Raw genomic sequence first — 24,045 nt, 5'->3', positions numbered from 1 at the left:
GTGCGCCACCCGTCGATTCACCGAGGAGTTCTCATGCCCGACCAGGCCCAGGTTCAGGACCAGACCAAGCGCGTCGCCGTCGTCACCGGAGCGACCAGCGGTATCGGCCTGGAAGCGGCCCGCACCCTGGCCGCGCAGGGGCACCGCGTGTTCATCGGCGCCCGGGACGCCGACAACGTGGCCCGCACCGTCAAGGAGCTCACCGCCGAGGGCCTGGAGGTCGACGGCGCGAGCGTGGACGTGCGCAGCGGCGAGGGCGTCAAGGCCTGGGTCGAGGCCGCCGTGGAGCGGTTCGGGACCATCGACGTGGTGGTCAACAACGCCGGCCGCTCGGGCGGCGGCGTCACCGCCGACATCGCCGACGAGCTCTGGTACGACGTCATCGAGACCAACCTCAACAGCGTCTTCCGCGTCACCCGCGAGGTCCTGAACACCGGCGGCATGCGCGCCAAGAACCGCGGCCGCATCATCAACATCGCCTCCACCGCCGGCAAGCAGGGCGTGGTCCTGGGCGCCCCCTACTCGGCGTCCAAGCACGGCGTGGTGGGCTTCACCAAGGCGCTGGGCAACGAGCTGGCCCCGACGGGCATCACCGTCAACGCCGTCTGCCCCGGCTACGTCGAGACGCCGATGGCCGAGCGGGTCCGCCAGGGCTACGCGGCCGCGTACGAGACCACCGAGGAGGCCGTGCTGGAGAAGTTCCAGGCCAAGATCCCCCTCGGCCGCTACTCCACCCCGCAGGAGGTCGCCGGGCTGGTGGGCTACCTGGCCTCCGACACCGCCGCCTCCATCACCTCGCAGGCCCTCAACGTCTGCGGCGGCCTCGGCAACTTCTGAGCCGCCCGCCCGCCCGACCACGTATGCCCGCACGCCCCCGTACGCCCCCGTACGCCCGCACGACCCCGAATCCGAGGAGCAAGACCATGCCGCAGCCCGGCCTGCGTGAAGTGGAGCACGAGATCACGGTCTCGGCCCCGGCCGACGCCGTGTACCGGTTGATCGCCGAGGTCCGCAACTGGCCGCGGATCTTCCCCCCGACCATCTACGTGGACCACGTCCCGCAGGGCGGGAACGAGGAGCGCATCCGGATCTGGGCCACCGCCAACGGCGAGCCCAAGAACTGGACCTCCCGCCGCACCCTGGACCCGGAGAAGCTGACGATCACCTTCCGCCAGGAGGTCCCGGCTCCCCCGGTCGCCGCGATGGGCGGCACGTGGATCATCGAGCCGCTCTCCGAGGGCGAGTCCCGGGTGCGCCTGCTGCACGACTACCGGGCCGAGGACGACGACCCGGCGAAGCTGGAGTGGATCGACCGGGCCGTGGACCGCAACTCGCGCTCGGAACTGGCCGCCCTCAAGACCAACGTCGAGCACGCCCACGCCACCGAGGACCTGACGTTCTCCTTCGAGGACACGGTCCGCGTCGAGGGCTCCGCCAAGGACGTCTACGACTTCGTCAACGAGGCGGACCTGTGGCCCGAGCGGCTGCCGCACGTGGCGGTCGTCCGGCTCACCGAGGACACGCCGGGCCTCCAGGAACTGGAGATGGACACCCGGGCCAAGGACGGCTCCGTCCACACCACCAAGTCCTACCGGGTGACGTTCCCGGACGAGCGGATCGCCTACAAGCAGACGACGCTGCCGGCGCTGATGAGCCTGCACACCGGCTACTGGACCTTCGCCGAGGACGGCGAGGGCGGCGTGTCCGCCTCCTCCCAGCACACGGTGACGATCAACACCGCCAACATCGCCCGGATCCTGGGCCCCGAGGCCACGGTCGAGGACGCCAAGGCGTACGTGCGCACGGCACTCAGCACCAACAGCACCGCCACCCTCAACCACGCCAAGGCCTTCGCCGAGCAGCGGGCCCGTCGATGACGCGGGGGACGCCTCGGGTCTGGTTCGTCACCGGTGCCTCCCGGGGCCTGGGACGGGCGGTCGCCGAGGTCGTCCTGGAGGCCGGGGACACCGTGGTCGCCACGGCCCGCCGCGTCGAGGCGCTCGGCGGGCTCGTCGAGCGCTTCGGCGCGCGGGTCCTGCCCATGACCCTGGACGTCACCGACCGCGCGGCGGTCTTCGCCACCGTGGCCGAGGCCGGGGAGCGGGCCGGGCGGATCGACGTCCTGCTGAACAACGCGGGGTACGGGCTGGCCGGAGCGGTGGAGGAGGTCACCGAACGGCAGGTCCGCGACCAGTTCGACGTGAACTTCCTCGGCGCCCTGTGGACCACCCAGGCCGTACTCCCGCTGATGCGCCGCCAGGGCTCGGGCCACCTCCTCCAGATGTCCAGCATCGCGGGCGTGACCACGTACCCGAACCTGGGCATGTACTGCGCCAGCAAATGGGCCCTGGAGGCGATGGGCGAGACCCTGGCCCAGGAGGTGGCCGGCTTCGGGATCAAGGTCACCCTGATCGAGGCGGGCGAGTTCCGCACCGACTGGAGCGCGAGCTCCCTGGTCCGGGCCACGCCCAAGACCGCCTACGACGCCGTACTGGCCAAGCGCCGGCACGGCCTCTCGGGCGCCTTCGCCCACCTCCAGCCCGGCGACCCCCGCCGGGCCGGGGTGGCCCTCCTGAAACTCCTGGAGGCCGAGAACCCCCCGCTCCGCGTCCTCCTGGGCACCACGGCGGCCGACCGCGCCCCGGCAGCCCTCCACGAACGCCTGACCACCTGGGCCCAATGGGCCCCCCTGGCCCCAACGACGGACTTCCCGCCGGCGTAGACCGTTTCCTTCACAGCGATCGGTTACGGCCTTGGGCCTCCTTCGTCCATGGCACGGGCCGGGCGGCGTCTGCCAGGGGTGCAACAGGGCGGGCCCCTGCAAGGTCCCGCATCCGCTGCCGGATTCCGGCCTCCTGCTCCCGCCGGGCGGGAGGCAGTTCCCCCTGGCTCGCTTCCCGCAGCCGCAGCTGGGTGGCAGCGAAGGCCTCGCTCTCGGCCGCCGTCCAGGGCCGAGTCCGCTCCGCTTCGAGGGCTTGCGCCAGGCGGGGAGGGCCGGACCATGCGCCGGAGCCGTCGACCGTGTTGCTGTATCGCGGCTTTCCTTCGCCCCGTCGGTGGACACCGGCTACGTGGGCCAGGACGCCGCCGTCGACACGGTCGGCCAGCTCGAGAATGCCGCGGTAGGACTCGTCGGCGTTGGACTGCACCGTGAGCCGTCCCTGACCCCGGTCGGCGAGTTGCTCGAAGTACCGGTTGACGATCCCCTGGTCACTCATCGCTTTGGGAACGCCCATGAAAAGCGCTTCGACACGGGCACCGGCGCCGCGGTAGGCAAGCATCTTGTCCTCCACGGCCTGTGCGTTCTGGGAGGTCTCCTGGATGATCGCATGCAGCTTGTGGGAGCGGACGTACTCCTCCGCCTGCGCCATCCACGCACGGCCGTCCGCCCGGGTGTAGGCGGCCATGAGGGTGTCGTCCTGCGCCATGAGGGCTTCGTAGGACGGGTGGTAGGGCTTGTAGAGGTCGCTGTCGACGTCCACGAACCCACCACGCCGGTCAAGGATTCGAGCCACCTCTTCCGTCAGGCGGCTCTTTCCGGCGCCGGGCTGGCCGATGAGGAACACCACGGTGGGCGTCCCCTGCGGCACGCGTCCCTCCAGGAGTTCGGGAACGATCCCCTCCAGGAAGATCCTCCGGTTCTCGGCCTCTGATAACCGGTAGCGCCCGACTTCGTTTGGGTCGGTCACGCGATGCCGTCCCTGATGTCGCGGGCAAGCTGCGCATAGTGCCGACGCGCGGCGGCGATCTGCTCACGATCGCCGGAGCGCAGCGCCTCACGCTCGCGGGCGAGCCGGAACTGGGCCGCGTGCGCCTGCTCGATGACGGCTTGGTCCGGCTCGGCCTTGGCCTCTTGCGCGGCGATCAGCGCGCTGTAGGCGCCGACGGCCCCGTTCACCGCTTCGATCGCCGCCTCGTAGGCGGCCGTCTCCTCATTCGACCATGCGTAGGACTCCAGCTGGTGCGTGATGGGAATGCCGTCGTCGGGTCCGGCCATGGTCGTTCCTCTTTCCTCGCTGGGGGTCTACTCCTCCCAGCAGTGTGCCCAACGTGCCAGTGCACGTGCGAGGTTCGTCCTGGCCTTCAGGACGGGCTCCATGGTCCCGTTCTCCGGGGTCTCCACGGCGAGCACGACCCGCACGCGGTAGCGCCCTGCAGACCCCGGAGCCACTCAGAGCCCTCAGAGCCCGGCCGCGGTGCGGAGGGCTTCGGTGCGGTCGGTGCGTTCCCAGGTGAAGTCGGGGAGTTCGCGGCCGAAGTGGCCGTACGCGGCGGTCTGCGCGTAGATGGGCCGCAGCAGGTCCAGGTCGCGGATGATGGCCGCCGGGCGGAGGTCGAAGACCTCGGTGATGGCCTCCTCGATCCTGCGGGCGTCGACCGTGGCGGTGCCGAAGGTCTCCACGAACAGGCCGACGGGCTCGGCCTTGCCGATCGCGTACGCGACCTGCACCTCGCAGCGCGAGGCCAGACCGGCGGCGACCACGTTCTTGGCCACCCACCGCATCGCGTACGCCGCGCTGCGGTCCACCTTCGACGGGTCCTTGCCCGAGAACGCGCCGCCACCGTGGCGGGCCATGCCGCCGTACGTGTCGATGATGATCTTGCGGCCGGTCAGGCCGGCGTCGCCCATCGGGCCGCCGATCTCGAAACGGCCGGTCGGGTTGACCAGCAGGCGGTAGCCCTCGGTGTCCAGCTTGATCCCGTCCTCGGCGAGCCGCGCGAGCACGTGCTCCACCACGTGCTCGCGGATGTCCGGGGTGAGCTGGTTCTCGAGGTCGATCTCCGAGGCGTGCTGGGTGGAGACCACGACCGTGTCGAGGCGGACCGGCTTGTCCCCGTCGTACTCGATGGTGACCTGGGTCTTGCCGTCGGGGCGCAGGTAGCGCAGGGTCGCGTTGCGGCGGACCTCGGACAGGCGGCGCGAGAGCCGGTGCGCGAGGTGGACCGGGAGCGGCATCAGCTCGGGGGTCTCGTCGCAGGCGTAGCCGAACATCAGGCCCTGGTCACCCGCGCCCTGCTTGTCGAGCTCGTCCTCGTCGCCCTCGACCCGGGACTCGTAGGCCGTGTCCACACCCTGGGCGATGTCCGGGGACTGGGCCCCGATGGACACCGACACGCCGCAGGAGGCGCCGTCGAAGCCCTTCTCGGACGAGTCGTAGCCGATCTCCAGGATCCGCTCGCGGACGAGCTGGGCGATCGGGGCGTACGCCTTCGTCGTCACCTCGCCGGCGACGTGCACCAGACCCGTGGTGATCAGGGTCTCCACGGCCACCCGCGAGGTCGGGTCCTGGCGCAGCAGCGCGTCCAGGATCGTGTCGCTGATCTGGTCGGCGATCTTGTCGGGATGGCCCTCGGTCACGGACTCCGAGGTGAACAGACGACGGGACATGCGGTCTCCTCCTTGTGCGGCCCCGTGCACGACCCGTGCACGGCCGGAAGGGTGACCGTCTCCGACCTCCCTGGAGCCCTGCTCGAATGCGTGGCGCGGCCCCGGCCCCGGCGGCGGGCGCCCCGCCCGGCGGAGGGCGGCGTCAGGCCACAACGACCGGCGGTGGGTGGCCAAGCGGGCCCGCGCGGCCGGGCTGAAGGTGTTCCTCGTCGACCGGAGGGGTTCCCCCGTCCGGACGGATCCTGGTTCCCCTACCCGCTGGAGACGCCGCAGACCGGTGACGTGGTCGTGCGGCAGACGGCGGCCCATGCGATCGGCGAGCTGGAGCGGCTGCTGGACCTCGGAACCGACCAGGCCTGACAAGTGGGTCCGGGGAACGGCGCTAGCCTCTGGGAGCTGTTCCCCGGCCCGCACACGGGCCCCTCCTGAAGTGAGAGTCAAGGAATGCGCGTTTCAGTGATCGGCTGCGGACACCTCGGCATCCCGCACGCGGCCGCGATGGCCGAACTCGGCCACGAAGTCATCGGCGTCGACGAGGTCGACCGCCTCAACGCCGGTGACTGCCCCATCTACGAGACCGGCCTGCCCGAGCTGCTCGCCCGCCACACCGGCAGCGGACGCCTGCGGTTCACCACCGACGTCCGCGAGGCCGCCGCCTTCGCCGAGCTGCACTTCATCGGCGTCGGCACCCCCATCGACGCCGACGGCCGCTCCTACGACACCGGCCAGGTCTACGGCGCCATCCGCCAGCTCGCCCCCCACCTCGACCGGCCGTGCACGATCGTCGGCAAGTCCACCGTCACCGTCGGCACCACCGCTCAGGTCACCGCCCTCGCCCAGCGTCTGGCACCGGCCGGAGAAGCCGTCGACGTCGTCTGGAACCCGGAGTTCCTGCGGGAGGGCCACGCCGTGGAGGACACCCTGCGCCCGGACCGCCTCATCGCGGGCGTGACCACCACCGAGGGCGAGAAGGCCATCCGCGCCGTCTACGCCCCCATCCTCGACACCGGCGTCCCCCTGTTCGTCACCGACCCCGCCACCGCCGAACTCGCCAAGGGCGCCGCCAACACCTTCCTCGGCCTGAAGATCAGCTACATCAACGCCGTCGCCGACATGTGCGAGGCCGCCGGCGGCGACGTCTCCCAGATCGTCGACATCCTCGGCGTCGACCCCCGCATCGGCAGCGGCGGCATGCGCCCCGGCATCGGCTACGGCGGCGGCTGCCTCCCCAAGGACGTCCGCGCCTTCACCGCCTCCGCCCGCCAGCTCGGCGCCGACCGCGCGGCCGCCCTCCTGCGCGCCGCCGAAGAGGTCAACGAGTCCCGCACCGACGTCGCCATGCGCCTCATCGACAGCGCCCTGGCGGGCAGGCCCCTCAGGGGTGCCCGGGTCACGGTGTGGGGGGCGGCCTTCAAGCCCGGCACCAACGACGTCCGTGAATCCCCTGCCCTCGCCCTCGCCCACGCCCTCCGGCAGGCCGGCGCCACCGTCACCGTCCACGATCCCCAGGCCGTGGCCACCGCCATGATCCGCAACCCCGAGTTCGACTACACCGACGAGCTCCCCGCCTCCCTCGACGGCGCCGACCTCGTCGTCCTGGCCACCGAATGGCCCGAGTACCGGCAGGTGGACCCCGCCGCCCTCGTCGAGCGCCCCGACACCCCCCTGCTCGTCGACTGCCGCACCACGCTCGACCCCGAGCCCTGGCGCACGGCGGGCTGGACCCTCCACCAGCTCGGACGACCCGGGAAACAGCGCGGTCCCGCAGCGGCGACCGCTTGACGGCGTCCCCCACTGATCAGCCGGCGCGGAGACGCCGCCACGGCTCAGACGGCCGCGCCCACCGCGTGCCGGTCGCCGCGTGCCGGGCTCAGGAGACGGCCGTGCAGTCGCTTGAGTTCCGCGGAGGGTTCCAGGCCCAGTTCCTCCGCGAGCAGCCGGCGCACCTTCTGGTAGGCCTGGAGGGCCTCCGCCCGCCGTCCGGCGGCGCCGAGCGCGCCGATGAGCCGGCTGTGGAACCACTCGTTGAGCGGGTAGTCGTTGATCAGCTTGCGCAGCTCCGGGATGGACTCGCGGTGGCGGCCCAGCGCCTCCTGCGCCTCGATGCGGGTCTCGAAGGCCCTGATCCGCAGCTCCTCCAAGTGCACGACGTGCCCGGCGAGCACGTCGCCGGCGGGGAAGTTCGACAGGGCGGGCCCCCGCCACAGGTCGAGCGCCTGGGCGACCGTGCGCAGCGCCCGCTGCGGCTCCTCCTCGGCCAGCTCGTACCGGGCCCGGGTGACGAGCCGCTCGAAGATCCGCACGTCGACCTCGGAGTCCTCGACGCGCATCACGTAGCCGGACGGCCCGGTGACGATCAGGCAGCGCCCGGGGGGCGCCAGCTCCTCCTGGGTGAACATCCGGCGCGCGTGGTAGACGTACGTCTGGAGCGTGGTGACGGCGCTGCGCGGGGGGTTCTCGCCCCACAGCTCCCGGATGAGGGCCTCGGCCGTGACGATCTCCCCGGGCCGGGTGAGCAGCAGGGCGAGCGTCTGGCAGACCTTGGGGGTACCGGGCTGGTAGGTCCTGCCGTCGTCGGTGACGATCTCGAAGGGGCCGATGAGATTGAAGCGCATGGAAGATGACTCCTCATCAGCGATGAACAACAAAAAACAGGACGGCTGGAATCAATAGAAGTGTCTTGTGTGGGGAATGTGGACGTCAACAGGAGGTATGTCAGAACGCGGTCAATCTGCGTCAGAATTGAGCCACCCGACGCCCTCTGATGGCCGGAAGCTGAAACCGGAAGTTGAAACCGGGAGTTGAAACCGGAAGCCGAAATGCGAAAAGGCGGCCGCCCCGCCGGATTTCTCCGGTGGGGCGGCCGTCTTCATTCGTCCCGCTTTTCCTTACCCGGTCACTCGCCGAGCAGGTAGCGGATGTGCTTGACCAGCTCGCCGATGTCCTCGCGCAGCAGGCTGTAGTGGTCGGCGTCGAGGTCGATGACCGTCGGCGGCTCGGCCGAGTAACCGCTGCTGTTCTCCAGGAACGAGTAGTCGTCGCCCACGGCCTTGAAGATGCTGATCGGCGCCTGGAGGGTGCGCTCGGCCAGCTCGTGGAAGGAGTACTCGAATTCGTACGTCTGGCCCACGACCGAGATGATCCGGCGGGCGAGGTCGACGTCGATTCCCTTGAGCTCGCTGATGAACTCGGCGAAGGAGGCCTCGTCCGTCACGGTCTCCAGGCACCGGTCCAGGTCCGGACCGGAAATGGTGCCGGTGAAGACCGAGAACAGGATCGTGGTGTAGCCGCGGTTGGCGAAGGACGCCTCACGGCCCCACACCTTGCCGTTCTCGGCGCGCACCTTCGGGGAGCCCGGGGCGATCAGGAAGAGGTTGTCCACCTTCTCGCCCGCCTGCTCCAGCTGGTAGGCGGTCTCGAAGGCCACGCGGGCGCCGAAGGAGTAGCCCCACAGGGTGTAGGGGCCGGCCGGCTGGATCTCCTTGAGGGCCTCGATGTCCTTCTTGGCCATCTCGGTGATGGTCTCGTACGGGGTCTCGCCCTCGTTGATGCCGAAGGACTGGACGCCGTAGAACGAGCGGCCGAGGCCGATCTCGCCGGCCAGGCTGCGCAGGTTCATCGGGTAGCCGCCCAGACCCGGCCAGCAGATCACGGGCCGCGCCTTGCCGGTCTCCGCGTGCAGGCGGACGAAGCGCGAGGACTCCTGGGCGACCTCGCGCTCCAGGCGGCGGGCCAGCTTCTCGATGGTCGGGGACTCCAGAACGCTCTGCAGCGGCAGGGAGATGCCCAGGCGGGAGTTGAGCTCGCGCACCAGGCCGACGGCGATCAGCGAGTTGCCGCCCGACTCAAAGAAGTCGTCCTGGACGGAGGCGTTCTCGCGGCGCAGGGCCTTCTCCCAGACCGCCGCGATCTCCTTCTCCGTCTCCGTGCGCGGGGCGACGAAGGGACGCTCGACGAGCTCGGCGTTGACCTGGTCGGAGGCGGCGAGCGCCTTGACGTCGATCTTGCCGTTGGCGGACAGCGGCAGCCGCTCGAAGACCACGACCCGGTTGGGGATCATGTAGTCCGGGAGGAAGCTGACGAGGTCGTCGCGGATGAGCTCGGCCGGGCCGCGCATGTGGACGCTGTCCTCGCGCATGCCCTCGTGGCCGATCTGCTCGTCGCTGATGCGGCCGCCGACGAAGAAGTACATCGGGCCGCTCTCGACGCCGTTCTGGGCGAGGACGGCGTCCATGCGGCGCGAGGCCGGCAGCGGGTTGCCCGTCTTGGAGCTGTAGCCGGAGGACATGAAGCCCAGGTTCAGCCCGTTCATCGACAGGTGCTGGAGCTTCTTGCCGAGGGTGATGTACTTCAGCCACTCCTCCTCGGCGCGGCTGTAGACGCTGATGCCGAAGCTGGCGGCCTGGTACACCGACTGGTTGATCGCGATGACGTGCTTCTTGAGGACGATGTCGTCCGAGAAGCGGGTCAGCTCGCCGTTCTCGTAGCGGTACTGGCCCTCGGGCAGACCGGCGATCTTGCCGCCGTGCGTCTGGACGTAGACCTCGGCCTGGTCGTCGCGCGCGCCCGCGTGCGGGACCAGCTCGAAGGTGCCCAGGTAGTAGTCCTCGTCGGCGACGTCGAGGAGGTCCTTGACCGCCGGCTCGTAGGCGCGGTCGTGGATGTCGAGGCCGTAGGCCGGCAGGATCTGCTCGAAGAGGCCGACCATGTGGCCGGTCTCGATCTCGAGGACCTCGACGATGTTGTTCTTGTAGACCGGCTCGATGCCGCTCTTCTTGCCGATGAAGTGGATCTGTGCCGTGGCCTTGCCGGTGGCCTCGCGCTCGCTGATGAGGACGAGCTGGTGGCGGACCGGCTGGTAGTAGTAGTAGCCCGGCTTGAGACCGCCGACGCCCTCCAGCTCGAAGTACATCTGCGTCGCGTACAGCGCGCCCGGGGAGGCGTAGCCGTACTTCGGCAGGAGCCGCTCGTCGCTGATGTACTGGCCGAACCAGCGCAGGATCTGGCCGAGTTCGGCGGGGGCCAGGTCGGCCGCCTTGCGCGACTGGCCCGCGGTGACCTTGGCGCTCAGCAGGCCCAGCAGGTCGGCCTGGGTGACGGCGCCGCCCTCGTAGAAGCGGTACGTCTTGCGGGCGAAGACCCGGGCGCGCTGCTCGGGGGTGGGCTCGGAGCCCTCCAGGTCGAAGGCCGGGCGGGCGGCCAGCTCGGCGTCGTCGCGCAGGCCCGGGTTGGACAGCTGCGCCTTGACCTGGAGCTTGCTCTTCTTCGACGCGTGGTGGGAGCCGTGGTTGCCCTGGTCCATCAGGGCGGCTTCCTTCTCGCTCAGCTCGATGCAGGCGATCAGGTTCTGGAAGCCGGTGCGGCCGTCGTTCTTGACGATGACGGCGGCGTTGCGGACCCAGTCGTGGTTCTCGATCGCCAGGGATATCTCGTCGAGCTCGACGCGGTAGCCGCGCAGCTTGACCTGGTTGTCGGCGCGGCCGGCGAACTGCACGGTGCCGTCGGTGTTCCACTGGCCGAGGTCGCCCGTCTTGTACAGGCGGACGGGCTCGGCGCCCTCCTCGAGCTCGATCTCCAGGAAGCGCTCGGCGGTCAGGTCGTCGCGGTGCAGGTAGCCGCGGGCCAGCTGGACGCCGCCGATGTACAGCTCGCCGATCTCCCCGACGCCGACCGGCTTGAGGGTCTCCTTGTCGAGGATGTGGTACGTGGTGCCGTGCACCGGGGAGCCGATGGAGATGGACTGCGGTCCCTCGTCCAGGGCGGCCGGGTCGACGGGGAACGAGGACGAGTTGATCGTCGTCTCGGTCGGCCCGTAGACGTTGATGAGCGCCCGGCCGGGCATCTCCTGCGTGGTCTGGATCGCCAGCAGGCGGGAGAGGGCCTCGCCACCGCTGAAGATCTGCTGGAGGGAGACGCACTCGGGGAACTTCTCGGTGTCGATCAGACCCTGGAGCAGCGTCGGGACGCACTGGAGGGTGGTCACGTTGTGCTTGACGATGGTCTCGATGAGGCCCTCGGGGTCGGCGTAGACGCCCGGGGCGCCCATGACGACGGTCGCGCCGTTGGCCGGGGAGAGGATCTCCCACTGGGCGGCGTCGAAGCTCATCGGGGTCTTCTGCAGGATGACCTTGCTGCGGTCGATGGCGTAGGTCTCGCGCAGCCAGTTGAGCTGGTTGACGATGCTGCGGTGCTCGATCATCACACCCTTCGGCTTGCCCGTGCTGCCGGAGGTGTAGATGACGTACGCGAGGGTGTCCGGGCGGGCGCCGCCGGCGGCCGGGGCCTCCGTGCCTTCGGGGCGGACGAAGGCCTCGGACTCGCGCAGGGTCACGATGGTGACGTCCTTCGGCGCGAGCTCGCGCAGGCGGGACACCAGGCGCTGCTGCGCCAGGATGATCTTCGCCTGGCTGTTCTCGATCATGTAGCGGAGCCGGTCCTCGGGGTACTCCGGGGACAGCGGCAGGTAGGCCGCACCGGCGTTGAGGATGCCCCAGGCGCCGACCATCAGGTCGATCGACGGCTCGACGAACAGGCCGACGCAGTCGTCGGCGGAGACACCGAGGTGCTCCAGGTAGTCGGCCAGGGCCGCGCTTCTGGACGCCAGCTCGCGGAAGGTGAGCTTGTCGTCCCGGTAGGCGACCGCGATCGCCTCGGGGTGTTCGGCCACACGCTGGGCGAGCAGGCCGGGCAACGTGGTGGTCCCCTGCAGGGTGGGCTCGAGCACGCTGGTCTCCTGAAGAGTCATTTCCCGCTTCCTTATGACATTCCGTTGTGGAGCGGCTCGGTGCGTGCGGCCGCCTCCCCCTTCGGACGGACGGGCCCCGTCGGGCCCGTCCGTCCGGGCGATCACCGGCTCTGCAGGAGCCTGGTGACGGATCCGTTCTCGAACACGGCGCGCGAGGCGCCCGCGATGAGCGGGGCGATGGACAGGACGGTGACCTTGTCCAGTCCGAGGGCCCCGGGCACCGGCAGGGTGTCCGTGAACACGAACTCGCTCACCTGCGAGTTCTTCAGGCGGTCCGCCGCGGGGCCCGAGAGCACCCCGTGCGTGGCCGCCACGATGACGTCCCGCGCCCCCTGTGCGAAGAGGGCGTCGGCGGCGGCGCAGATCGTGCCGCCGGTGTCGATCATGTCGTCGACCAGGACGCAGACCCGGTCGCGGACCTCGCCGACCACCTCGTGGGCCGTGACCTGGTGGGCCACGTCCTTGTCGCGCCGCTTGTGGACGATGGCCAGCGGAGCGCCGAGGCGGTCGCACCAGCCGTCCGCCACACGCACGCGGCCGGCGTCGGGCGAGACCACGGTCAGCGCCTCACGGTCCACCTTGGAGCCGATGTAGTCCGCGAGGACCGGCATGGCGAACAGGTGGTCCACCGGGCCGTCGAAGAATCCCTGGATCTGGTCGGCGTGCAGGTCGATCGTCAGGATCCGGTCGGCGCCGGCGGTCTTGAGCAGGTCCGCCACCAGGCGGGCCGAGATGGGTTCCCGGCCGCTGTGCTTGCGGTCCTGTCGCGCGTATCCGTAGAAGGGCAGGATCACCGTGACGCTGCGCGCCGAGGCCCGCTTCAGCGCGTCGATCATGATGAGCTGTTCCATGATCGACTTGTTGATGGGGGCCGTGTGGCTCTGGACCACGAAGCAGTCCGCGCCGCGCACGGAGGCGTGGTAGCGGATGTAGATCTCGCCGTTGGCGAAGTCGATCGCCTTCGTCTCGACCAGCTCCGTGCCCAGCTCCGCCGCGATGGCCTGAGCCAGCTCGGGGTGCGCGCGCCCCGAGAAGAGCAGCATCTTCCCGGAGTAGCTCACGCGGCGGTGCCGTCGAGCGTCGGGTAGTCGGTGTAACCGGTGTGGTCACCGCCGTAGAACTTGCTCTGGTCGGCCTCGGCCAGCGCGGCACCGGAGCGGATGCGCTCCGGCAGGTCCGGGTTGGCGACGAAGGACGAGCCGAAGGCGACGGCGCAGGCGACGCCGGCCTCCAGCGCCGCCTCGGCGATCTCGCCGTTGACCGGGACGCCGTTCTCCGGGTGCGGGCACAGCACGATGGTGCCGGTCCACTGCGCGCGCAGGGCCTCGATGTGGTCGCGGTTGCCGCCCTCGAGGATGTGCAGGAAGGCGACGGGCGGCAGGGCCGCGACGAGCGCCTCGTAGATCGCGCGGGTGTCGCCCTCGACGATGTCGTTGTACGGGTTCGACGGCGAGATGCGCACGCCGACGCGGTCGGCGCCGATGCGCTCGGAGACCGCCTCGATGACCTCGATCGCGAACCGGATGCGGTTCTCGATGGAACCGCCGTACTGGTCGGTGCGCTGGTTGGTGTTCTCCGCCAGGAACTGGTGGAGCAGGAAGCCGTTGCCCGCGTGGATCTCCACACCGTCGAAGCCGGCCTCGATGGCGAGCTCGGCGGAGTCCGCGTGCTCCTTGACGACCTCGGCGATCTCCTCGACCGTCAGGGCGCGCGGCTCCGGGTAGTCGAGCGGGCCCTGCGGGCCGTACGCCTGGCCGGCCGCGGCGATGGCGGACGGGGCGACGGACTGGTGGCCGCTCGGGTAGAGCGAGGGGTGGCCGATGCGGCCGCAGTGCATGAGCTGCGCGACGATCAGACCGCCGCGGGCGTGCACGGCCTCGGTGACCGGCTTCCAGGAAGCGGCCTGCTCCTGGGTGTGCAGACCCGGGCTGTTGCCGAAGCCCTGGCCCGTGACGGAGGGCTGGACGCCCTCGGTGATGATCAGGCCGGCTCCCGCGCGCTGGCCGTAGTAGGTGGCCATGAGGTCGGTGGCGAGGCCGTCGGCGGTGGCCCGGTTGCGGGACATGGGCGCCATGACCACTCGGTTGCCCAGGGCCAGCTTCCCCAGGGTGACCGGCTCGAACAGCTTCTCGGACATGTGTGTCTCTCCAGACTGAGGTGCGTGGTGCGGTGGTGGTTCGAAGGTGCGGGTCAGCGCCCGGCGCGCTCGGCGAGGTGTGCCGCGTGCGCGACGGCCAGCCGGCCCGCCGCCTCGGCGCAGGAGGCGAGGACGGCCATGTTGGCCTTGGCGCTGCGGCCGTCGGTGGCGGCGTCGACGGCGCGCATCAGGTACTTGGTGATGGCCTGGCCGGAGACTCCGTCGCGGGTGGCCTCGGCGACCGCGGCCCGGATGGCCGTGTCCACCTCGGTGGAGTCGATGGCGTCCTCTTCCCGGACCGGGGTGGTGATCAGGAAGGAGCTGTTGTTGCCGAGCGCCCAGTGGGCCTCGATGGCGCGGGCGATGACCTGCTCGTCGTCAAGGCGGTGGGGCGCCTTGTGGCCGCTCGTACGGCAGTAGAACGCGGGGAAGTCGTCCGAGCGGTAGGCGACGACGGGGACGCACTGCGTCTCCAGGTACTCCAGGGTCAGCCCGAGGTCGAGGATCATCTTGGCGCCCGCGCAGACCACGGCGACCTTGGACCGGGTGAACTGGATCAGGTCCGAGGACACGTCCCAGGTCTCCTGGGCGCCGCGGTGCACGCCGCCGATGCCGGCGGAGGAGAAGAAGGGGATCCCCGCGAGCTCGGCGGCGACGACGGAGGAGGCCACCGTGGTGGCGCCCAGGCCGCCCTGCGCCAGGATGACGGGCAGGTCCCGGCTGGACACCTTGGGGATGTCCGGCAGGGAGGCGAAGCGCTCGATGTCGGCGTCGGACATGCCGACGCGGATCTCGCCGGCCTCGATGCAGATCGTCGCCGGAACGGCACCGCCGGCCCGCACCGCGTCCTCCACCTTGCGGGCGGTGGCCGCGTTGTCCGGGTAGGGCAGGCCGTGGGTGATGACGTTGCTCTCGAGGGCCACGACGGCCTTGCCCTCGTGGAGGGCCTCCCGGACTTCCTCGGTGTAGACGACGGGGATGCCGCTGCTTGCGCTCATCGGGTCTCTCTCAACTCTCGTTCCAGTAGCCGGGTCGCTTGACCAGCAGATCCGGGCGGGCCGCTATCTCGGAGAGGACCTGGGCGTCCCAGTCCTCCGGGCTGACCGGCTCGACGGAGATCGAGACGGTGTCCTCGCCGGTGGCGAAGGTCTTCGTCACGGCGGCGGTGACCGCCTCGTCGATCGCCTGGAGCTGCTCGGCGGTGAAGTCCCTGGGGTAGTGCCTGATGTGGATGTGGGGCACCGCTTCGGTCCTCTCACGAGTCGTTCGTGCAGGGGGTTGGTGGCACACCGCGGACGGGGGAGGCCGCGGTGTGCCACCACCTCTCCCCGCCCGCCTCGGGGGCGGGGACGGGCGGGGAGTCTGGAGCGGTTGTCCTAGGCCTGGGCCTTGGCGGACGCCCGCGGGGTCTCTCGGGCCGGCTCGGCCTCGGGCTTGGGCTTGCCCTTGCGCGGCTGGGCCAGGATCACCGAGGCGACCACGGTCAGGGCTCCGACGATCTGGATCGGCGAGAGCGACTGGTCGAGGACGAAGTAGCCGAGCAGGGTGGCCGCCAGGGGCGAGGCGAAGCTCAGGAACGAGACCGCCAGCGCGGGCAGCCGGGCCACACCGCGGAACCAGATCGCGTAAGCGAACAGGGCCCCGATGATGCCGAGGTAGGCGAAGCCCCAGAGGTTCTTGCCGGTGATCTCGCTCGGCAGCCCCTCGCCGATCAGCGTGATCGGGAGCAGCACCAGTCCGCCGACGGTGAGCTGCCAGCCCGTGAAGGGCAGCAGACCCACGCCCTCGGGGCGTCCCCAGCGCTTGGTCAGCACGATGCCGGAGGCCATGCTGAGCGCGCCCAGCAGACCGGCGATGACACCGGTGGCGTTGAGCCCGGCGTTCGGCTGGAGGACCAGCAGGGCCACACCGCCCGCGCCGAGGGCGCAGGAGATCAGGTGGATCGGCTTGATCTTGTCCTTCAGCAGGGCCGCGCCCAGCAGGAGCACGATCATCGGCTGGATGGACATCACCAGCGCCGCGACGCCGCCCGGAAGGTGGTAGGCGGCCACGAAGAGCAGGTAGAAGAAGGCGCCGATGTTCAGCACGCCGAGCACCAGCGCGCGCCACCACCAGATGCCCTTGGGCAGCGTCCGCCCGATGAGCACCAGGATCAGGCCTGCGGGCAGGGCACGGAGCAGGGAGGCCAGCAGCGGCCGGCCCTCCGGGAGCAGCTCCGTGGTGACCAGGTACGTGGACCCCCAGATGGCCGGCGCGAGGGCCGTCAGCGCGGAGTCGGCAAGCGTACGGCTGGTCTTCATCAGGCGACTGCCGAGTCGGTCGTGCCGAAGTAGCGGTCGCCGAAGTCGCCGATGCCCGGGATCATGAACGCGTTCTCGTTGAGGCGCTGTTCGATCGAGGACGTGACGATCTTGACGAGCGGGTACGCGGCGTGGACGGCGTCGATGCCCTCGGGGGAGGCGAGGAAGTTCACGAAGACGATGTTCTCCTCGTGCACGCCGGCGTCGAGGAGCACCTCGATGGCCGCCTTGGCGCTGCCGCCGGTCGCGAGCATCGGCTCCAGGAGGAGGACGTGCCGGTCGGCGATGTCCTCGGGGAAGTTCTTGTAGTACAGGTGCGGGAGCTTGGTGGTCTTGTCCCGCTGGATGAGCAGCTTGCCGACGGTGATGTCGGGGATGACCTGGCGCAGTTCGTCGAGCATCGAGTCACCGGCCCGGACGACGGGCACGGCGCAGAGCTGGGGACCGAGTCTCAGGCCCTCGTACGTCTCCCCGACCGGCGTGATGGCCTCGTGCTGGTCGAACGGCAGCTGGTTGAGCGCCGATTCGAGCAGGAGGCGGATGATGCGCCGGGAGTAGAACACGAAATCCGCGCGGGAGGCTCTGCGGTCACGGATGATCGTGTGCATGGCGCGGAGCTGGTTGGTCTGCGGCAGCGGGTGGACATTGTGGTGGCCGGTCGCCATGAGAAACCTGCTTCTCGTCGGTCGTGGAGACGTGCTGCGGCCGGGCCCGGGGCCGCGTGGGCCCCGGGAACCGCAACCGTGTGGGTCGGGTGCCGAGATCAGGCGGTGGCGATCTCGGCGAAGGCCTTGCGCGACTCGGCCACGAACTTCGCGACCTTGGCGCGGTCCTTGCGGCGGTCGTCGCCCTCGAGGAGGCTGTGCGCGTCGACGGCGGCGGGCTTGACGAAGCGGATCGCGTCGGCGACGTTCTCCGGGCTCAGGCCGCCGGCCATCATGAGCGGCTTGGGGGAACGGCGCACGAGCTCGGCGCTGACGTTCCAGTCGTGGGTGAGGCCGGTGGCGCCCTTGGCACCGGTGGCCGGGTTGAAGGTGTCCGTGATGAACATGTCCACGAACTCGGCGACCTCGTCGACGAACTGCAGGAGCTCCTCGGCGTTGTCCTCCTTCACGACCAGGCTCTTGAGCACGTAGAGGTCGGGACGGATGTCCTTGAGCTTGCGCAGCTCCTCCGGCGTGACGTCACCGTGCAGCTGGACGGCCTTGACGCCGAGCTGCGTGGTGAACGCGCTGATCTCGTCGGCGTCGACCATGTAGCTGATGAGGACGCCCTCCTGGGGGGCCGTCAGGCCGGCGATGATCTCCGTGGCCTCGGCCTCGGAGATGTCGTCCTTGCCCGACGGGAGGCGGAGCGGGAAGCCGAACCAGTCGACGCCCTCCTCGGCCAGCAGCTTGGCCTCTTCGGCGTCGATGATTCCGGCGACCTGCACCAGGTCCTTCACGTCACTCATGTGTGTTCCTTTGCGGAATGATCTGATGAATCAAGCAGATATGTGAATCAAACAGACTTACGAGAGGCTCCGAGTGGACGTGTCCCGGTATGACGGACTTCGTTACACGTCACGGGATGCTCACGAAAAGCCTCGTTGGTACCGATCTGTAGGTCAACGGGGTATATGTCAGATCCCCGTCAACCTTCTACAGTTCCGCGTCAGTCGTGGCCGGAACCCGACCTGCCGCGGGCACCGGGGCGAGTAGACGTTCCTCCAGGAAGGCCATGGCCCGCAGGTGGTAACTGCGGGCCGCCCAGCCCAGACTGACGTTGTGTCCAGCATGGGGCTGGATGACCAGTTCTGTGGAGGCCCCCCTCAGCGGAGTCAGCAGTTCCTCGACCGCCGCGCCGTCCCGCCTCCACCACAGCTCCTGTTCGGCGAACGTGAAGCGAACGGGAGCCCTCACTCCGGCCACCACGCCCGGGTACATGCCGGGCCACAGCGGCGTCTCGCGGGCCTCCTCGACGGGGACGGGGCACACCAGCCCGGCACAGGCCCGGAAGGCCTCCGGCGGGTAGAAGCGCAGCGCGCCCCAGTGCCGGCGCCACTGCCCGGGGAAGTCCGCCCCGGGCAACTGCCCGGGCTCCACCGCGAAGTGGCGGCCGACGCCGCACAGGTCCACGCCGATCGGCGCGAGGGGTCCCCGGGCCCCGGCGGCGGCGGCGGACAGCGCGAGGCGGCCGCCGTTGGAGTGGGCGACGAGGAAGAGGCCGGCGCCGAGCTCGTGCTCCCGGGCGTACCCGTCCAGGGCGGTGAGCAGGGCGGCCGTCTGCCCGGCCAGGTCCAGCCCCCGGGGCAGGGCGGCCGCGGAGGCCCCGTACCCGGGCCGGTCCAGGGCGAGTACGGCGAAGCCCAGCGAGGCGCCGAGCTCCAGCAGGGAGAACCCGGGCCGCACCCGGCTGTCGAAGTAGCCCGCGCTCATCCCCGCCCCGTGCAGGGCCACCACCGTGGCCCGGGGCACGGGGTCCGCCGGCAGGGCGAGCAGCCCGGACAGCGGGATCCCGTCCGCGTCGAGGACGACGGACCGCACCGGGGGCACGGCGGGGGACGGGGTGGGGTGCATGGGGGCTCTCCGGAGCTGGGTCGGCGGCCCGCCGGGGTCCCCGGCGGGGTCAGGCGGGCCGGGCCGGCCGGCCCGGGTCGGGGCGCGCGGTCCGGCCCCGGGTGAGGGCCAGCCCCCAGGCCGCCCTGCGGCGCAGGAGCGTGGTCAGGGGCGGCGCGGGGTGCGGCCGGCTCCGGTACGCGCGCTCGCGCACGGGGTCCCGTACGGGCTCCCGTGCGGGCTCCCGTGCGGGACCCCGGTGGCCGGCGATCCGTACGGCGTTCATCCGGCGCTCACAGCCGGACTCCCGCGAGCTCGGGCAGGCGGACGCCGGAGTCCCACACCACGCGGAAGGAGACGTGGCTCAGCCGCCAGCCGTCCGGGGTGCGCACGGCGCGGGCCTCGGTGTGCCCGCCGACGTCGAAGTGGGAGACGGGGCCCGGCCCGCCGTGGTGGACGTGGGTGGTCACCTGCTGGGCGCGGACCAGGGCCCGGTCCCCGTCGAGGGTGACGCGGTGGTTGGCGCTGACGTGGTGGGTGCGTGCCCACCGGTCCCGCGCCTCGCGCTGAAGGGCCGCGAAGGCCTCGACGCCGGTGCACACGCCGATCGGGAAGGCGAAGGTGGCGTCCTCGGTGAACAGCGCGCGGAAACCGGCCTCGTCCGGGCCGGTCCCGTCGAAGGTGTCGAGGGCGGTGACGTAGCGGTCGAACAGCTCGCGCAGCTCTGCGCGGTCGCGCAACACCCGTATCTGGTCGCGCAGTTCCGCTATGTCGTCATGGCTCGATGGCATGGCCTCTCCTGTGGGCGGACTCTCGGGAATGCGGCGCGCAGGAGTGTCCGCCCACGAACTCCTCGGCCGGAGCGGTCTCGCGCCACGGCCCCGGTCCGTTCAGGCCGTGCGTCCTCCGCCGGGGTTGCCCCGCCAGGTGCGCGCGCCGCGGAAGGCCCGGGGCTCGCGCGGACAGCTCCACCCCGCGAGGGTGGGCCCGCCGCCGGCCGTGCCGCCGTGCTCGCCCTCGTACGCCGCCGCGCGGGCCAGGACGACGGCGGTGAGCGCCGCCAGTTCCTCGGCGTCGGGACGTCCCTTCACCACGTGGATGAGCCGGCCGGCCTGCGGGTGACTGTCCATGGACTGCTCCTCGTCTCGTGACCTCCCGCCGCCGTTCACCGCGGCGGGTTTCCGTGCTTGCGGGCGTTGCGGTCCTGCGGGCGTAGTGGTCCTGCGGGGGTAGTGGTCCTGCCTGCGTGGTGGTCCTCGCGCCGGTCAGACCGCGGTGGCGCTCAGTTCGTCCACGGCCTCGGCCAGCCGCTCGGACGTGTCCGTGCTGTGGACGCGGGCCCCCGGCAGGATGCGGCGGACCAGCCCGCCGAGCACCCGGCCGGGGCCCACCTCCACGAACCGGTCGGTGCCGGAGGCGGCGAGGGTCTCCACCGCCCCGGTCCAGCGCACCGGGCTGGTGAGCTGCCCGCGCAGGGCGACGACGGCCTCGGCAGCCGTCGTCACCCACCCGCCGGTGACGCCGGAGACCAGCGGCACGGCCGGGTCGCGGAACTCCGTCGCGATCAGCGTCTCGGTGAACTCCGCCTCCGCCTCGCCCAGCAGGCTGGAGTGGAACGGGCCGCCGGTCCGCAGCCACTCCACCCGCGCACCCGCCTCCCGCGCCGCCCCGGCCACCCGGGCCACCGCCTCGGCCTGACCGGACACCACGGTCTGCCGGGGCTCGTTGTCCCCGGCCACCTCCACGACCTGGCCCGTGGCCGCCCGGGTCTCCGCGCACAGGCGCGTGAGGTCCGGGCGGCTCAGGCCGATGACCGCGGCCGTGGCGCTGCCGACCCGGTCCCCGACGGTGGCCACCAGTTCGCTGCGCAGCCGCACGAGCCACAGCGCCTCGGTCCACTCCAGGGCGCCCGCGGCCACCAGCGCCGCGTACTCACCCAGGCTGTGGCCGGCCACCGCGTCCGGCTCCAGACCCCGGCCGCGCAGCACTTCCAGTACGGCCATGCTGGTCAGGAAGGCGGCCGGCTGAGCCACCGTGGGGTCCTCCAGGTCCCGGGGGGACCCCTCGACGCACAGCCGGGACAGCGGGAACCCGAGGAGGTCGTCGGCGGTGCGGTAGTAGGTGGCGGCGAGGTCGGGCCGCAGGGCGAGCAGCTCCTTGCCCATACCGGCGCATTCGGAGCCCTGGCCCGGGAAGACGAAGGCGGTGCGGGTCATCCGGTCACGTCCTTACTTGCGGTTCAACTGGCGAGGACCGTGTCGCTCGGTCCGGGGGCGGCGTCGCCGCACACGGTGTTGCCTGCGGCCAGCCAGGTGTCGGGCACCCACCTGACGTTGACGACCTTCGGCGCCTGTCCCTTCACCGCCACGGCGGCGGCGTGGGTGGTGTCGGCGGGAACGCCGACCATGGTCCAGCCGTCCGGGTGGCGGCCCTCGTCGGTGCCCAGGTAGTCCTCGGCGGGTGAGCGGCTCAACCCTGTCCCAAGCCCCTTGAGAAACGCTTCCTTCCGCGTCCAGATCTGGCCGAAGAGGTGCCGGCGCGCGTCACCGGACCCGGCCTCGGCGATTTCCAGCTGCTCGTCCGGGTGCAGCGCCCGGGAGCAGATGTCCACCGTCTCGGCGCCGGGGAGTTTCTCCACGTCAACGCCGAGCGGAACCGTTCCGACGCCGACCATGGCCACTCCCCCACTGTGCGAGAGGGAGTAGTGCAGGGGCGGCGGCGGGGGCGACAGCGCCGGGCGGCCGTGCGGCTCGCCGCAGCCGGGGCAGGGCTCGCGCATGAAGCGGACGTCCTGGGGCAGGGTCGCGGTGTAACGTCCGAGCAGCCGGCGCACGGCGACGTGCGCGGCGGCGTAGAGCATGCCGTCGGAGCGGCGGATGAAGGCGTCGGCGCGCTTGCGCTCGTCCGCGTCGAGTTCACCGACCGCGAGGGCGTCGGCGTCCGCCCCGGTGGGGCGGCGGATCAGCCAGAGGTCGACCCGGTCGGCGGAGAGGGTGAAGTCGGGCCGGTCCAGACCCTGGTGGTTCACCACCGGGCGGGCGGCCGGCAGCAGAGTGGTAGTCGTCATGCCGGCACCGCTGCCCCGTGCAGGTGGGCCTCGGGACCGAGCTGGCCGGCGAGGCAGTCGATGAGCTCCTGGGCGCTGTTGGCGAGCAGCAGCCGCTGGAGGTTCACGTCGACGCCGAGCGTGGCTTCCATCCGGTACTGGAGTTCGATGCCGGAGATCGAGCCGATGCCGAGGCAGCCCATGGGACGGCCCGTGGTGTCGACGAGGTGCGGCTCGATGCCGAGGATCCGGCCGAGCTCCTCGCGCACGTACTGCTCCAGGATCCGGGTGCGCTCGCGCAGCCCGGCCGTGGCCAGTACGGCCATGTCGGGCCTGGTCATGTGGACCAGGCCGGCTTCTGTTTCGTATGTCTGTGACATGTGAAGTGTGGTCATGATGCTTTCCGGTCGTGGTGGGGACCGCCGGTGGGAGAGGGACCCGGCGGTACTCAGGAGGGGTCGGTCGAAGGGTGTGCGAGGCCGGCGAGGGCTACGCCCGCGCCGGCCACGCCGACCGCGGTGACCAGCCGGAGCGCGGCGCCCGGGCCGGAGGCCGCGTACAGCGCGGACACCAGCGCGGGGGTGAGCGCCGCGCCGAGCTGCACGCAGGTCTGGTAGAGGCCTCCGGCCGCCGCCTGGAGGCCGGTCGGGAGGGATCCGGTCGCCTGGAGGTGCAGCGCGGTGAAGGCGAGGACGAAGGCGAGGCCGACGAGGGACATGGCTGGAACCAGTTCGGCATACCGCACACCGCCCGCGCCGGAGTGCGGGTAGAGCGCGTATCCGGCCGGGGCGGCCAGTGCCCCGGCCGCGACGGCCCGGGCCGGTCCCAGCCGGGCGGCGATCCGCCCCGAGTGCAGGGCGGTCAGGGCCAGCGGGGCTCCGGCGGGCAGGAAGGCGAGGGCCGTCTCCCAGGAACTCCAGCCGCCGCGCCGCAGGTCGAGCGCGGCCACCAGCAGGAATCCCACGTAGGAGCCGTTGAGCGCGGCGGCCCCGAGCGCGGAGCGCACGAGCGGGGCGTGGCGCAGCAGCGCGGTGTTCACCAGCGGTCGCGGGGAGGCCCGTTCGGCCCGGAGGAAGACGAGGCCCGCCGCCACGGCCGCGACGGCGCCGCCCCACGCTCCGCCGGCCAGCGCGTACACGAGCAGCAGCACCGCCGCCGTCAGCGCGGCCCCGGCCACCACCGCGTGCCGGCGCGGCCCGCCGCCGCCCCCGGCGCTCCCGGCGGGCTCGCGCGGGACGACCCGCAGCCCGGCGGCGAACAGCGCCAGTGCGACGGGCGCCGGGAAGGCCAGGGTCCACCGCCATCCGGCGCCGGTGAGCGAACCGGCCAGCAGCAGCCCCGAGCAGAACCCGGCGGCGCCGAACAGCGAGTAGACGGACACGGCCCGCCGCCGCGCCTCCCCCTCGGGGACGGAGGCGACGATGATGGCGAGCCCGGTGGGCGCGGTCAGCGCGACGCAGAAACCTTTCACCACACGGGTGGCGATCAGCAGGCCCACCTCGTCGGCCAGCGCGCCGGCCAGCGAGGCGGCGGCGAAGACGAGCAGCGCGGCCAGGAAGACCCGCCGCCGCCCGAACCACTCCACCAGCCGCCCGCCGAGCAGCAGCGCCCCGCCGAACCCGGCGGCGAAGCCGGTGACGATCCACTGGACCCGGGTGACGGGAGCCCCCAGCCCGCTGCCGACGGCCGGCAGCGCCACCAGGGTCGCGGACACCTCCAGGGCGTCCACCAACATGTTCGCGGCGAGCACCGGGACCAGAGCCCAACGGGCCCCGGCCCGGGCGCCGGAGGCAATGCTCATCGAGGACTGCACGCTCGCATTCCGGAGAAGGGGCGGACCGCCCGGGGAGGGATCCCCGGCCGGCCCGCCCGCCGCCGGCGTGGCGCGTGG

25 protein-coding genes are annotated in these 24,045 nt (G+C 71.4%); 5 read left to right on the top strand and 20 right to left on the bottom strand.

Going from position 1 to position 24,045, the window contains the following annotated elements:
* Positions 1 to 33 precede the first annotated feature (33 nt).
* The 3 genes from ABT403_RS14535 (at position 34) to ABT403_RS14525 (ending at position 2,722) form a co-directional block, all read left to right on the top strand.
* On the top strand, positions 34 to 837 hold the full coding sequence (locus ABT403_RS14535) for an SDR family NAD(P)-dependent oxidoreductase (protein WP_344161405.1): 804 nt from the start codon (positions 34 to 36) through the stop codon (positions 835 to 837).
* A gap of 86 nt (positions 838 to 923) precedes the next feature.
* A complete protein-coding gene (locus ABT403_RS14530) occupies positions 924 to 1,877 on the top strand; it encodes an aromatase/cyclase (protein ID WP_344161408.1) in 954 nt (317 codons plus the stop codon).
* Positions 1,874 to 2,722 carry an oxidoreductase gene (locus ABT403_RS14525; protein WP_344161411.1) on the top strand — a complete coding sequence of 283 codons (849 nt, stop codon included), beginning with the start codon at positions 1,874 to 1,876 and terminating at the stop codon, positions 2,720 to 2,722. Before ABT403_RS14530 ends, ABT403_RS14525 begins: the two co-directional genes overlap by 4 nt.
* A gap of 10 nt (positions 2,723 to 2,732) precedes the next feature.
* Here the strand turns inward: ABT403_RS14525 and ABT403_RS14520 are convergent, their stop codons facing one another.
* The 3 genes from ABT403_RS14520 to metK form a co-directional block, all read right to left on the bottom strand.
* A complete protein-coding gene (locus tag ABT403_RS14520; RefSeq protein WP_344161414.1) occupies positions 2,733 to 3,689 on the bottom strand; it encodes a zeta toxin family protein in 957 nt (318 codons plus the stop codon).
* A complete protein-coding gene (locus tag ABT403_RS14515; protein WP_344161416.1) occupies positions 3,686 to 3,997 on the bottom strand; it encodes a hypothetical protein in 312 nt (103 codons plus the stop codon). The genes ABT403_RS14520 and ABT403_RS14515 overlap by 4 nt, the downstream gene beginning before the upstream one ends.
* 183 nt (positions 3,998 to 4,180) lie before the next feature.
* The gene (gene metK, locus ABT403_RS14510) at positions 4,181 to 5,389 is read right to left on the bottom strand and encodes a methionine adenosyltransferase (RefSeq protein WP_344161419.1); all 1,209 of its coding nucleotides are present in this window, start codon (positions 5,387 to 5,389) and stop codon (positions 4,181 to 4,183) included.
* Between the two features lie 162 nt (positions 5,390 to 5,551).
* On the opposite strand from metK, the gene ABT403_RS14505 reads away from it, so the two are divergent.
* Both ABT403_RS14505 and ABT403_RS14500 read left to right on the top strand, forming a co-directional pair.
* On the top strand, positions 5,552 to 5,749 hold the full coding sequence (locus ABT403_RS14505) for a hypothetical protein (RefSeq protein WP_344161422.1): 198 nt from the start codon (positions 5,552 to 5,554) through the stop codon (positions 5,747 to 5,749).
* A gap of 84 nt (positions 5,750 to 5,833) precedes the next feature.
* On the top strand, positions 5,834 to 7,171 hold the full coding sequence (locus ABT403_RS14500; RefSeq protein WP_344161425.1) for a UDP-glucose dehydrogenase family protein: 1,338 nt from the start codon (positions 5,834 to 5,836) through the stop codon (positions 7,169 to 7,171).
* 44 nt (positions 7,172 to 7,215) lie between these two features.
* Here the strand turns inward: ABT403_RS14500 and ABT403_RS14495 are convergent, their stop codons facing one another.
* From ABT403_RS14495 to ABT403_RS14415, 17 genes are all read right to left on the bottom strand, one after another.
* Positions 7,216 to 8,004: an AfsR/SARP family transcriptional regulator gene (locus tag ABT403_RS14495; RefSeq protein WP_344161428.1), complete on the bottom strand. Its 789-nt coding sequence runs from the start codon at positions 8,002 to 8,004 to the stop codon at positions 7,216 to 7,218.
* Positions 8,005 to 8,285: 281 nt separating this feature from the next.
* Complete coding sequence (gene bpsA / locus ABT403_RS14490) at positions 8,286 to 12,134, bottom strand: indigoidine synthase BpsA (protein ID WP_344161431.1); 3,849 nt, start codon at positions 12,132 to 12,134, stop codon at positions 8,286 to 8,288.
* A 101-nt stretch (positions 12,135 to 12,235) separates the two neighbouring features.
* Entirely contained in the window at positions 12,236 to 13,177 is a 942-nt protein-coding gene (locus ABT403_RS14485; protein ID WP_344161595.1) for a ribose-phosphate diphosphokinase, read from the bottom strand.
* A 14-nt stretch (positions 13,178 to 13,191) separates the two neighbouring features.
* Positions 13,192 to 14,271 carry an alkene reductase gene (locus tag ABT403_RS14480; protein WP_344161434.1) on the bottom strand — a complete coding sequence of 360 codons (1,080 nt, stop codon included), beginning with the start codon at positions 14,269 to 14,271 and terminating at the stop codon, positions 13,192 to 13,194.
* A 53-nt stretch (positions 14,272 to 14,324) separates the two neighbouring features.
* Complete coding sequence (locus tag ABT403_RS14475; RefSeq protein ID WP_344161437.1) at positions 14,325 to 15,269, bottom strand: pseudouridine-5'-phosphate glycosidase; 945 nt, start codon at positions 15,267 to 15,269, stop codon at positions 14,325 to 14,327.
* 10 nt (positions 15,270 to 15,279) lie between these two features.
* Positions 15,280 to 15,513: a tautomerase family protein gene (locus ABT403_RS14470; protein ID WP_344161440.1), complete on the bottom strand. Its 234-nt coding sequence runs from the start codon at positions 15,511 to 15,513 to the stop codon at positions 15,280 to 15,282.
* A gap of 134 nt (positions 15,514 to 15,647) precedes the next feature.
* Entirely contained in the window at positions 15,648 to 16,571 is a 924-nt protein-coding gene (locus ABT403_RS14465; RefSeq protein WP_344161443.1) for an EamA family transporter, read from the bottom strand.
* Positions 16,571 to 17,236 carry a uracil phosphoribosyltransferase gene (gene upp, locus ABT403_RS14460; RefSeq protein WP_344161446.1) on the bottom strand — a complete coding sequence of 222 codons (666 nt, stop codon included), beginning with the start codon at positions 17,234 to 17,236 and terminating at the stop codon, positions 16,571 to 16,573. The genes ABT403_RS14465 and upp overlap by 1 nt, the downstream gene beginning before the upstream one ends.
* A gap of 98 nt (positions 17,237 to 17,334) precedes the next feature.
* Complete coding sequence (locus ABT403_RS14455) at positions 17,335 to 18,024, bottom strand: phosphoribosylanthranilate isomerase (RefSeq protein ID WP_344161449.1); 690 nt, start codon at positions 18,022 to 18,024, stop codon at positions 17,335 to 17,337.
* A 187-nt stretch (positions 18,025 to 18,211) separates the two neighbouring features.
* Positions 18,212 to 19,129, bottom strand: a complete 918-nt coding sequence (locus tag ABT403_RS14450) for an alpha/beta hydrolase (RefSeq protein WP_344161452.1) — start codon at positions 19,127 to 19,129, stop codon at positions 18,212 to 18,214.
* A gap of 49 nt (positions 19,130 to 19,178) precedes the next feature.
* A complete protein-coding gene (locus tag ABT403_RS14445) occupies positions 19,179 to 19,394 on the bottom strand; it encodes a hypothetical protein (RefSeq protein WP_344161455.1) in 216 nt (71 codons plus the stop codon).
* Positions 19,395 to 19,401: 7 nt separating this feature from the next.
* Positions 19,402 to 19,899, bottom strand: a complete 498-nt coding sequence (locus tag ABT403_RS14440) for a nuclear transport factor 2 family protein (protein WP_344161458.1) — start codon at positions 19,897 to 19,899, stop codon at positions 19,402 to 19,404.
* Between the two features lie 99 nt (positions 19,900 to 19,998).
* A complete protein-coding gene (locus ABT403_RS14435; RefSeq protein ID WP_344161461.1) occupies positions 19,999 to 20,238 on the bottom strand; it encodes an acyl-CoA carboxylase subunit epsilon in 240 nt (79 codons plus the stop codon).
* A 135-nt stretch (positions 20,239 to 20,373) separates the two neighbouring features.
* Positions 20,374 to 21,324 carry an ACP S-malonyltransferase gene (locus ABT403_RS14430; RefSeq protein WP_344161464.1) on the bottom strand — a complete coding sequence of 317 codons (951 nt, stop codon included), beginning with the start codon at positions 21,322 to 21,324 and terminating at the stop codon, positions 20,374 to 20,376.
* Positions 21,325 to 21,347: 23 nt separating this feature from the next.
* Positions 21,348 to 22,175 (bottom strand): 4'-phosphopantetheinyl transferase family protein, encoded by an 828-nt coding sequence (locus ABT403_RS14425; RefSeq protein ID WP_344161467.1) that lies wholly within the window; start codon positions 22,173 to 22,175, stop codon positions 21,348 to 21,350.
* Entirely contained in the window at positions 22,172 to 22,534 is a 363-nt protein-coding gene (locus tag ABT403_RS14420; protein WP_344161470.1) for an acyl carrier protein, read from the bottom strand. Before ABT403_RS14420 ends, ABT403_RS14425 begins: the two co-directional genes overlap by 4 nt.
* Before the next feature lie 68 nt (positions 22,535 to 22,602).
* Positions 22,603 to 23,955, bottom strand: a complete 1,353-nt coding sequence (locus ABT403_RS14415; protein ID WP_344161473.1) for an MFS transporter — start codon at positions 23,953 to 23,955, stop codon at positions 22,603 to 22,605.
* Positions 23,956 to 24,045: the final 90 nt, after the last annotated feature.

This window comes from Streptomyces sp. NPDC000075 (assembly GCF_040301925.1).
GTDB lineage: Bacteria > Actinomycetota > Actinomycetes > Streptomycetales > Streptomycetaceae > Streptomyces > Streptomyces polychromogenes.
This window is presented reverse-complemented; position numbering and strand designations above follow the sequence as displayed.

Excerpts from the sequence above, each read along its gene's own strand:
- ABT403_RS14535 (WP_344161405.1), top strand. The coding sequence starts at position 34 with ATGCCCGACCAGGCCCAGGTTCAGGACCAGACCAAGCGCGTCGCCGTC.
- ABT403_RS14530 (WP_344161408.1), top strand. The coding sequence starts at position 924 with ATGCCGCAGCCCGGCCTGCGTGAAGTGGAGCACGAGATCACGGTCTCG.
- ABT403_RS14525 (WP_344161411.1), top strand. The coding sequence starts at position 1,874 with ATGACGCGGGGGACGCCTCGGGTCTGGTTCGTCACCGGTGCCTCCCGG.
- ABT403_RS14515 (WP_344161416.1), bottom strand. The coding sequence starts at position 3,997 with ATGGCCGGACCCGACGACGGCATTCCCATCACGCACCAGCTGGAGTCC.
- metK (WP_344161419.1), bottom strand. The coding sequence starts at position 5,389 with ATGTCCCGTCGTCTGTTCACCTCGGAGTCCGTGACCGAGGGCCATCCC.
- ABT403_RS14500 (WP_344161425.1), top strand. The coding sequence starts at position 5,834 with ATGCGCGTTTCAGTGATCGGCTGCGGACACCTCGGCATCCCGCACGCG.
- ABT403_RS14495 (WP_344161428.1), bottom strand. The coding sequence starts at position 8,004 with ATGCGCTTCAATCTCATCGGCCCCTTCGAGATCGTCACCGACGACGGC.
- bpsA (WP_344161431.1), bottom strand. The coding sequence starts at position 12,134 with ATGACTCTTCAGGAGACCAGCGTGCTCGAGCCCACCCTGCAGGGGACC.
- ABT403_RS14485 (WP_344161595.1), bottom strand. The coding sequence starts at position 13,177 with ATGCTGCTCTTCTCGGGGCGCGCGCACCCCGAGCTGGCTCAGGCCATC.
- ABT403_RS14480 (WP_344161434.1), bottom strand. The coding sequence starts at position 14,271 with ATGTCCGAGAAGCTGTTCGAGCCGGTCACCCTGGGGAAGCTGGCCCTG.
- ABT403_RS14475 (WP_344161437.1), bottom strand. The coding sequence starts at position 15,269 with ATGAGCGCAAGCAGCGGCATCCCCGTCGTCTACACCGAGGAAGTCCGG.
- ABT403_RS14465 (WP_344161443.1), bottom strand. The coding sequence starts at position 16,571 with ATGAAGACCAGCCGTACGCTTGCCGACTCCGCGCTGACGGCCCTCGCG.
- upp (WP_344161446.1), bottom strand. The coding sequence starts at position 17,236 with ATGGCGACCGGCCACCACAATGTCCACCCGCTGCCGCAGACCAACCAG.
- ABT403_RS14455 (WP_344161449.1), bottom strand. The coding sequence starts at position 18,024 with ATGAGTGACGTGAAGGACCTGGTGCAGGTCGCCGGAATCATCGACGCC.
- ABT403_RS14450 (WP_344161452.1), bottom strand. The coding sequence starts at position 19,129 with ATGCACCCCACCCCGTCCCCCGCCGTGCCCCCGGTGCGGTCCGTCGTC.
- ABT403_RS14445 (WP_344161455.1), bottom strand. The coding sequence starts at position 19,394 with ATGAACGCCGTACGGATCGCCGGCCACCGGGGTCCCGCACGGGAGCCC.
- ABT403_RS14440 (WP_344161458.1), bottom strand. The coding sequence starts at position 19,899 with ATGCCATCGAGCCATGACGACATAGCGGAACTGCGCGACCAGATACGG.
- ABT403_RS14435 (WP_344161461.1), bottom strand. The coding sequence starts at position 20,238 with ATGGACAGTCACCCGCAGGCCGGCCGGCTCATCCACGTGGTGAAGGGA.
- ABT403_RS14430 (WP_344161464.1), bottom strand. The coding sequence starts at position 21,324 with ATGACCCGCACCGCCTTCGTCTTCCCGGGCCAGGGCTCCGAATGCGCC.
- ABT403_RS14425 (WP_344161467.1), bottom strand. The coding sequence starts at position 22,175 with ATGACGACTACCACTCTGCTGCCGGCCGCCCGCCCGGTGGTGAACCAC.
- ABT403_RS14420 (WP_344161470.1), bottom strand. The coding sequence starts at position 22,534 with ATGTCACAGACATACGAAACAGAAGCCGGCCTGGTCCACATGACCAGG.
- ABT403_RS14415 (WP_344161473.1), bottom strand. The coding sequence starts at position 23,955 with ATGAGCATTGCCTCCGGCGCCCGGGCCGGGGCCCGTTGGGCTCTGGTC.